This window comes from Streptomyces sp. NPDC002055, assembly GCF_040296705.1.
GTDB lineage: Bacteria > Actinomycetota > Actinomycetes > Streptomycetales > Streptomycetaceae > Streptomyces.
This window is the reverse complement of record NZ_JBEOXS010000076.1, coordinates 25252-31945: the sequence shown is the minus strand read 5'-3', so window position 1 is coordinate 31945 and position 6694 is coordinate 25252. Positions and strand designations below refer to the sequence as shown.

6 protein-coding genes are annotated in these 6694 nt (G+C 71.1%); 4 read left to right on the top strand and 2 right to left on the bottom strand.

Going from position 1 to position 6694, the window contains the following annotated elements; all coding sequences use genetic code 11:
- Window positions 1–91: 91 nt before the first annotated feature.
- The gene (locus ABT112_RS31020; RefSeq protein ID WP_351515117.1) at window positions 92–1042 is read right to left on the bottom strand and encodes a RecB family exonuclease; all 951 of its coding nucleotides are present in this window, start codon (window positions 1040–1042) and stop codon (window positions 92–94) included.
- Here ABT112_RS31020 and ABT112_RS31015 point away from each other — a divergent pair.
- The 3 genes from ABT112_RS31015 (at window position 1041) to ABT112_RS31005 (ending at window position 4168) form a co-directional block, all read left to right on the top strand.
- Entirely contained in the window at window positions 1041–2363 is a 1323-nt protein-coding gene (locus tag ABT112_RS31015) for a site-2 protease family protein (RefSeq protein WP_502975497.1), read from the top strand. The genes ABT112_RS31020 and ABT112_RS31015 overlap by 2 nt on opposite strands.
- A 97-nt stretch (window positions 2364–2460) precedes the next feature.
- Window positions 2461–3372: a tRNA (adenine-N1)-methyltransferase gene (locus ABT112_RS31010; RefSeq protein ID WP_351515116.1), complete on the top strand. Its 912-nt coding sequence runs from the start codon at window positions 2461–2463 to the stop codon at window positions 3370–3372.
- A 184-nt stretch (window positions 3373–3556) separates the two neighbouring features.
- Window positions 3557–4168 (top strand): hypothetical protein, encoded by a 612-nt coding sequence (locus tag ABT112_RS31005; protein WP_351515115.1) that lies wholly within the window; start codon window positions 3557–3559, stop codon window positions 4166–4168.
- Between the two features lie 4 nt (window positions 4169–4172).
- On the opposite strand, the gene ABT112_RS31000 is transcribed toward ABT112_RS31005, so the two are convergent.
- Window positions 4173–4460, bottom strand: coding sequence for a ferredoxin (locus ABT112_RS31000; protein WP_351515114.1), 288 nt, complete (start codon window positions 4458–4460; stop codon window positions 4173–4175).
- Window positions 4461–4702: 242 nt separating this feature from the next.
- Here ABT112_RS31000 and arc point away from each other — a divergent pair, with 242 nt between their 5' ends.
- Complete coding sequence (gene arc / locus ABT112_RS30995; protein WP_351515113.1) at window positions 4703–6469, top strand: proteasome ATPase; 1767 nt, start codon at window positions 4703–4705, stop codon at window positions 6467–6469.
- Window positions 6470–6694: the final 225 nt, after the last annotated feature.

Below are 6694 nucleotides of genomic sequence, written 5' to 3'. Positions count from 1 at the left end.
AGGAGAGCGCAGCGGGCTGCGCCGACGACCGACAACGCAGCGAGCGTGCGTGCCGGACACCTCCGGCCAGGCGGGACTTTCGAAACACGCCCTAGACCGGCCCCATTCTGCCCTGACGGCCGTCCGTGGATTCCTCCGGGACCGCGTCCACCGGACGGGCGGGCGCGGGGATCAGCGGCAGCGGATAGGGCGGGGGAGTGCCCCCGAACTCCGGGCAGAACGCCTGGTGGTCGCACCAGCCGCACAGCTTGCTGCGGCGCGGGCGCCAGTCACCGGTCTCGGTCGCCCGCCCGATCGCCTCCCACAGCGCCAGCAGCTTGCGCTCCACCGCCCGCAGATCCGCCTCGGTCGGGTCGTGGCTGAGGACCTCGCCGCTCCCCAGGTAGACGAGCTGGAGCCGGCGGGGCAGGACTCCGCGCAGCCGCCAGAGCACCAGCCCGTAGAACTTCATCTGGAACAGCGCGCCGGCCGCGTACTCGGGCCGGGGCGCCTTCCCGGTCTTGTAGTCGACGATCCGCACCTCACCCGTCGGCGCCACGTCGACCCGGTCGATGATGCCGCGCAGGGTCAGCCCCGAGTCCAGCTCCGTCTCCACGAACAGCTCGCGCTCCGAGGGCTCCAGCCGCGTCGGGTCCTCCAGCGTGAACCACCGCTCCACCAGCCGCTCCGCGTCCGCCAGCCAGCGCGCCAGCCGCTCCGGGTCCGGCGCCGCGGCCGCCCCCTCGGCGGCCCCCGGGCCGTCCGCGCCCTCCTCGGCGAACAGCTCCACCAGCTCCGGCCGGGCGGCCAGCAGCCGCTCCCACTCGCCCGCGACCATGGACCGGGCCCGCACGGCCGTACGCTCCGCCGCCGGATCGTCGAAGAGCCGCTCCAGCACCGCATGCACCAGCGTGCCCCGGGTAGCCGCCTCGCTGGGCCGCTCCGGCAACCGGTCGATCACCCGGAAGCGGTACAGCAGAGGGCAGGTCATGAAGTCCCCGGCGCGCGACGGCGACAGCGTCCGCGGTCGCTCGGCGGCGGGGTGGTCGGTGCTGGTTCCCATGGCGCACGACCCTACGGCCCGTCACCGACATCCGGACGCATACCATCGACGTCAGACCCCCTCGCACCCCGGACCGCGTGATCGCACCGGACGGAGCGGGGGCCGACACGGACGAGAGGACATCGTGGACGAGAGCGGCGAGAGCGGGAAGCCGCAGAGGCCCCGCGAGACGGGCGGCGGGCTCCTCATGGGCCGGCTCTTCGGGGTCCCTGTCTATGTCGCTCCCAGCTGGTTCCTGGTCGCCGCGCTCATCACCTGGGTCTTCGGCGGCCAGCTGGAGCGGGTCCTGCCGGAGCTGGGGAACCTGCGCTATCTGGTGTCCCTGTTCTTCGCCGTCGCCTTCTACGCCTCGGTGCTGGTCCACGAACTCGCGCACACGGTGGCGGCCCTGCGCTTCAAGCTGCCGGTCCGCCGCATCCAGCTGCAGTTCTTCGGCGGCGTCTCGGAGATCGAGAAGGAGTCCGAGTCACCGGGGCGGGAGTTCGTGCTCGCCGCCGTCGGCCCGCTGCTCTCGCTGGTCCTCGCGGGCGTCTTCTACCTCGGCATGGCCGCCGTCGAACCCGGCACCGTCCCCGGCGTGCTGCTGGCCGGCCTGATGATCTCCAACCTGATCGTCGCGGCCTTCAACCTGCTCCCCGGCCTGCCGCTGGACGGCGGCCGGATGCTGCGGGCCGTCGTCTGGAAGCTCAGCGGCAAGCCGATGACCGGCACCGTGGCCGCCGCCTGGACGGGCCGGGCGCTGGCCGTCGCGGTCCTGGTGGGCCTGCCGCTGCTCACCCACACCGGGGCGCTCGGCACCTCCACCCAGGACCTCGGCGGCGTCGACACCATCACCGACGCCCTGCTGGCCGCCATCCTCGCCGCCATCATCTGGACCGGCGCCGGGAACAGCCTGCGGATGGCCCGCCTGCGCGAACACCTTCCGGAGCTCCGGGCCCGCAACCTGACCCGGCGCGCCGTCCCCGTCGCGTCCGACACCCCGCTCTCCGAGGCGCTGCGCCGGGCCAACGAGGCCGGGGCCCGCGCCCTGGTCGTGGTCGACAGCGACGGCACCCCGGTGGCGGTGGTCCGGGAGGCGGCCATCGTCGGTGTGCCCGAGCACCGGCGCCCCTGGGTCGCGGTCAGCGGCCTGGCCCAGGACCTCAAGCCGGGCATGCGGGTCTCCGCCGAGCTCTCCGGCGAGGAGCTGCTGGACGCCCTGCGCGCCACACCGGCCACCGAGTACCTGGTCGTCGAGGAGACCGGGGAGATCTACGGCGTGCTGTCCACCGCCGACGTCGAGCGGGCCTTCGTCGCCGCCATGGCCCGCCCGAGCGCCTGAGGCACCCGCGCTCCTGAGACCTCGTGCTCCTGAGGCAGGAACCCGGGCCCGAGGTCCCGTGGCCGTTCGGGGTGAGCGGCCCAGGTAGGCTGTTCACATGTCCGAACCGACCGGTGCCGCCCGCCGTCGCGGCCCCTTCCAGGTCGGGGACCAGGTCCAGCTCACCGACCCCAAGGGACGCCACTACACCTTCACGCTCGAGGCCGGGAAGAGCTTCCACACCCACAAGGGTGCCTTCCCGCACGACGAGCTGATCGGTGCTCCCGAGGGCAGTGTTGTCCGTACCACGGGGAACGTCGCCTACCTCGCGCTGCGCCCCCTGCTCCCCGACTATGTCCTGTCCATGCCGCGCGGCGCAGCCGTGGTGTACCCGAAGGATGCGGGCCAGATCCTGGCGATGGCCGACATCTTCCCCGGTGCGCGGGTCGTCGAGGCGGGTGTGGGCTCCGGCTCGCTGAGCACCTTCCTGCTGCGGGCCGTCGGCGACCAGGGCATGCTGCACTCCTACGAGCGCCGCGCCGACTTCGCCGAGATCGCCGCGCAGAACGTCCGCCGCTACTTCGGTGACGACCACCCGGCGTGGCAGCTCACCGTAGGCGACCTCCAGGACAACCTCTCCGACACCGAGGTCGACCGGGTCATCCTGGACATGCTGGCGCCCTGGGAGTGCCTGGACGCCGTGTCCAAGGCCCTCGTCCCCGGCGGCATCCTCTGCGCGTACGTCGCCACCACCACGCAGATGGCGCGCACCGTGGAGGCCATCCGCGAGCACGGCACCTTCAACGAGCCGTCGGCCTGGGAGACCATGGTCCGCACCTGGCACGTCGAGGGCCTGGCCGTCCGCCCGGACCACCGGATGATCGGCCACACCGGCTTCCTGCTCACCGCCCGCCGCCTCGCGGACGGCGTCGAGCCGCCGCTGCGCCGCCGCCGCCCGGCCAAGGGCGCCTACGGCGAGGACTACTCCGGACCGGGCAAGGGCACCGGAGGCTCCGCCGAGCGCGGCTGAGGCCCCGCCCGGCCCGTCCGGACAACCTCCCGGCGCCGCCGCCGACTTCCCCGCGGGGAGTCCGGCGGCGGCGCCGTTTCGGCTCCGCGGCAGGAAGCACGGCCCCGGCCGTTCCTCACCCGGTGTGACATGTGGCACGATGCTGGCCACCCCATCGGCTCCGCTTCCACAGGAGACACCCCGCGTGCAGCCCTCGGCCGGCCCCGAGTCCTTCCCGCCGCCCCGCCCGGATCTCCCGCACACCCGCTCCCGGCCGCTCCACTGGATCGTCACCGGGACCGCGCTCGCCGCTCTGCTGGGCGCCTCGTCGCTGCTCCAGCCCGCCACCGCCACCGCCCGGCCGCCGGTCGCGGTCGCCGCCGCCCCGGCCTCCCCGCAGGCCCCGCTCCCGGCCGCCGGCGGACCGGACGCGGCGAAGGCCCGGTACCCGGTCGACTGCGGCCCGGAGAAGATCCAGGTGATCCGGAAGGGGGCGGCGGACCTCGACGGCGACGGCCGGGCCGAGACCGTGGCCGTGGTGCGCTGCAGCTCCGGCATGGGCACCCCGCCGAGCGGCATCTACGTGCTCGCCCACGGCGCCGGGCGGCCGAGGATCGTGGAGACCTTCCTCGACCCCCGGGAAGGGATGAGCGTCACCGATTTCGCGGTGCGCGGACACACCGTCTCGGCGACCCTGGCCGGCTACTCCTCGAAGGACGTGCCGCGCTGCTGCCCGGACCGGCAGCGAAAGGTCGAATGGCACTGGAACGACGGCAAGTTCGAGCTCGTCGCGCTGCCCGTCGCGGGGAGTGCGTGAGCCGTCACTCGGCGTCGGGGCCGTACACCTCGACCTTGTCCGAAACCCGACGCACGTGGATGCAGTCGCCCGGGCACTCCTTGGCCGAGTCGACCACCTCGTTGAGCAGGGGGAGAGGCACCGGCGTTGTGGCGCCCGGGTCGGCGAGCAGCTCCTCGTCGGTGCCCTTGACATAGGCCAGACCGTCGATGTCCAGCTCGAACACCTCGGGGGCGTACTGGGCGCAGATGCCGTCGCCGGTGCAGAGGTCCTGGTCGATCCAGACCTCGAGGGCGTCGTTCTGTGCGCTCATATCGCCTGCCGTTCTCTGAATACACGAACCAATTGGAGCCAGCCCTGACGGGTGTTGACCGTCCCGACGATACAACCGGTCGCTTTCCGATGTTTGTGGGTGGGTATCCCCCTGGCGTGAGGACGTACGCAAGGGTGAAGATCGGACACACCCCGACCGTCTTTGTGATCTAGGGGTTTCAACCCGCACCTGCCCAGGTAGGGTCAGGAAGCGTCCAGCTCCCCTTGGAGGAGGTGAGGACCGTGGCAGCCCACGACGACGACATCAACCGCGGCATCCGGCCGGGGCGGGGGTCTGAAGACCCTGCCGGCCAGGTTGCCTATCTCGAGCAGGAAATCGCCGTCCTGCGCCGCAAGCTCGCCGACTCTCCGCGACACACGAGGATTCTCGAAGAGCGGATCGTCGAGTTGCAGACCAACCTGGCCGGCGTCTCGGCGCAGAACGAACGGCTCGCGAACACGCTGCGTGAAGCCCGGGACCAGATCGTGGCCCTCAAAGAAGAGGTCGACCGGCTCGCCCAGCCGCCGGCCGGCTTCGGGGTCTTCCTGCAGGCGAACGAGGACGGCACGGCGGACATTTTCACCGGGGGCCGCAAGCTCCGGGTGAACGTCAGCCCCGGCGTCGAGCTCGAGGACCTCCGGCGCGGCCAGGAGGTCATGCTCAACGAGGCGCTCAACGTGGTCGAGGCCATGGAGTTCGAGCGGGCCGGGGAGATCGTCACCCTCAAGGAGATCCTCGAGGACGGCGAGCGGGCCCTGGTGGTCGGGCACACCGACGAGGAGAAGGTGGTGCGGCTCGCCGAGCCGCTGCTGGACGCCACCATCCGCTCCGGTGACGCCCTGCTGCTCGAGCCCCGCTCCGGCTACGTCTACGAGGTCGTGCCGAAGAGCGAGGTCGAGGAGCTCGTCCTCGAAGAGGTCCCGGACATCGACTACGAACGGATCGGCGGCCTGGGCAACCAGATCGAACTGATCCGGGACGCCGTCGAGCTCCCCTACCTCTACCCCGACCTCTTCAAGGAGCACGAACTGCGGCCGCCCAAGGGTGTGCTGCTGTACGGCCCGCCCGGCTGCGGCAAGACGCTCATCGCCAAGGCCGTGGCCAACTCCCTTGCCAAGAAGGTCGCCGAGGTGACCGGGCAGCCCGCCGGGAAGAGCTACTTCCTCAACATCAAGGGCCCGGAGCTGCTCAACAAGTACGTCGGCGAGACCGAGCGGCACATCCGCCTGGTCTTCCAGCGGGCGCGGGAGAAGGCCAGCGAGGGCACCCCCGTCATCGTCTTCTTCGACGAGATGGAGTCCCTCTTCCGGACCCGTGGGTCCGGTGTCAGCTCGGACGTGGAGAACACCATCGTCCCGCAGCTGCTCGCCGAGATCGACGGCGTGGAGGGCCTGGAGAACGTCATCGTCATCGGTGCCTCCAACCGTGAGGACATGATCGACCCGGCGATCCTCCGCCCCGGCCGGCTCGATGTGAAGATCAAGATCGAGCGCCCGGACGCCGAGGCGGCCAAGGACATCTTCGCGAAGTACCTGAAGGCGTCGCTGCCGCTGCACTCGGACGACCTCGCCGAGCACAGGGGATCGCCGGAGGCCGCGGTCGACGGCATGATCCAGTCGGTCGTCGAGCAGATGTACGCGGAATCCGAGGAGAACCGTTTCCTGGAGGTCACGTACGCCAACGGCGACAAGGAAGTCCTGTACTTCAAGGACTTCAACTCGGGCGCGATGATCCAGAACATCGTGGACCGGGCCAAGAAGATGGCGATCAAGGCCTTCCTCGACCACGACCAGAAGGGTCTGCGCGTCTCCCACCTGCTCGCCGCCTGCGTGGACGAGTTCAAGGAGAACGAGGACCTGCCGAACACGACCAACCCGGACGACTGGGCCCGGATCTCCGGCAAGAAGGGCGAGCGGATCGTCTTCATCCGCACCCTCGTCACCGGAAAGCAGGGCGCGGACACCGGCCGGTCCATCGACACGGTGGCGAACACCGGTCAGTACCTGTAAGCGCCGGTCCGGCTGCGGATGCCCTGCTCCCGCTCCGGCGGGGGACCCGCGGGGTGTCCGCAGCCGGTTGCGTTCCCGCACACCCGGGGGTCGTCACCCAGGAGGACCCGGTCGGTTACGCACCGGATCCGAGCAATGACGAAAATGATCTCCCCACCACCGCCGAGGCGTTCTAGGCTCAGGGGTACCGCCGAGTCGCACAGCGCGGGGACGGGCACCGCATAC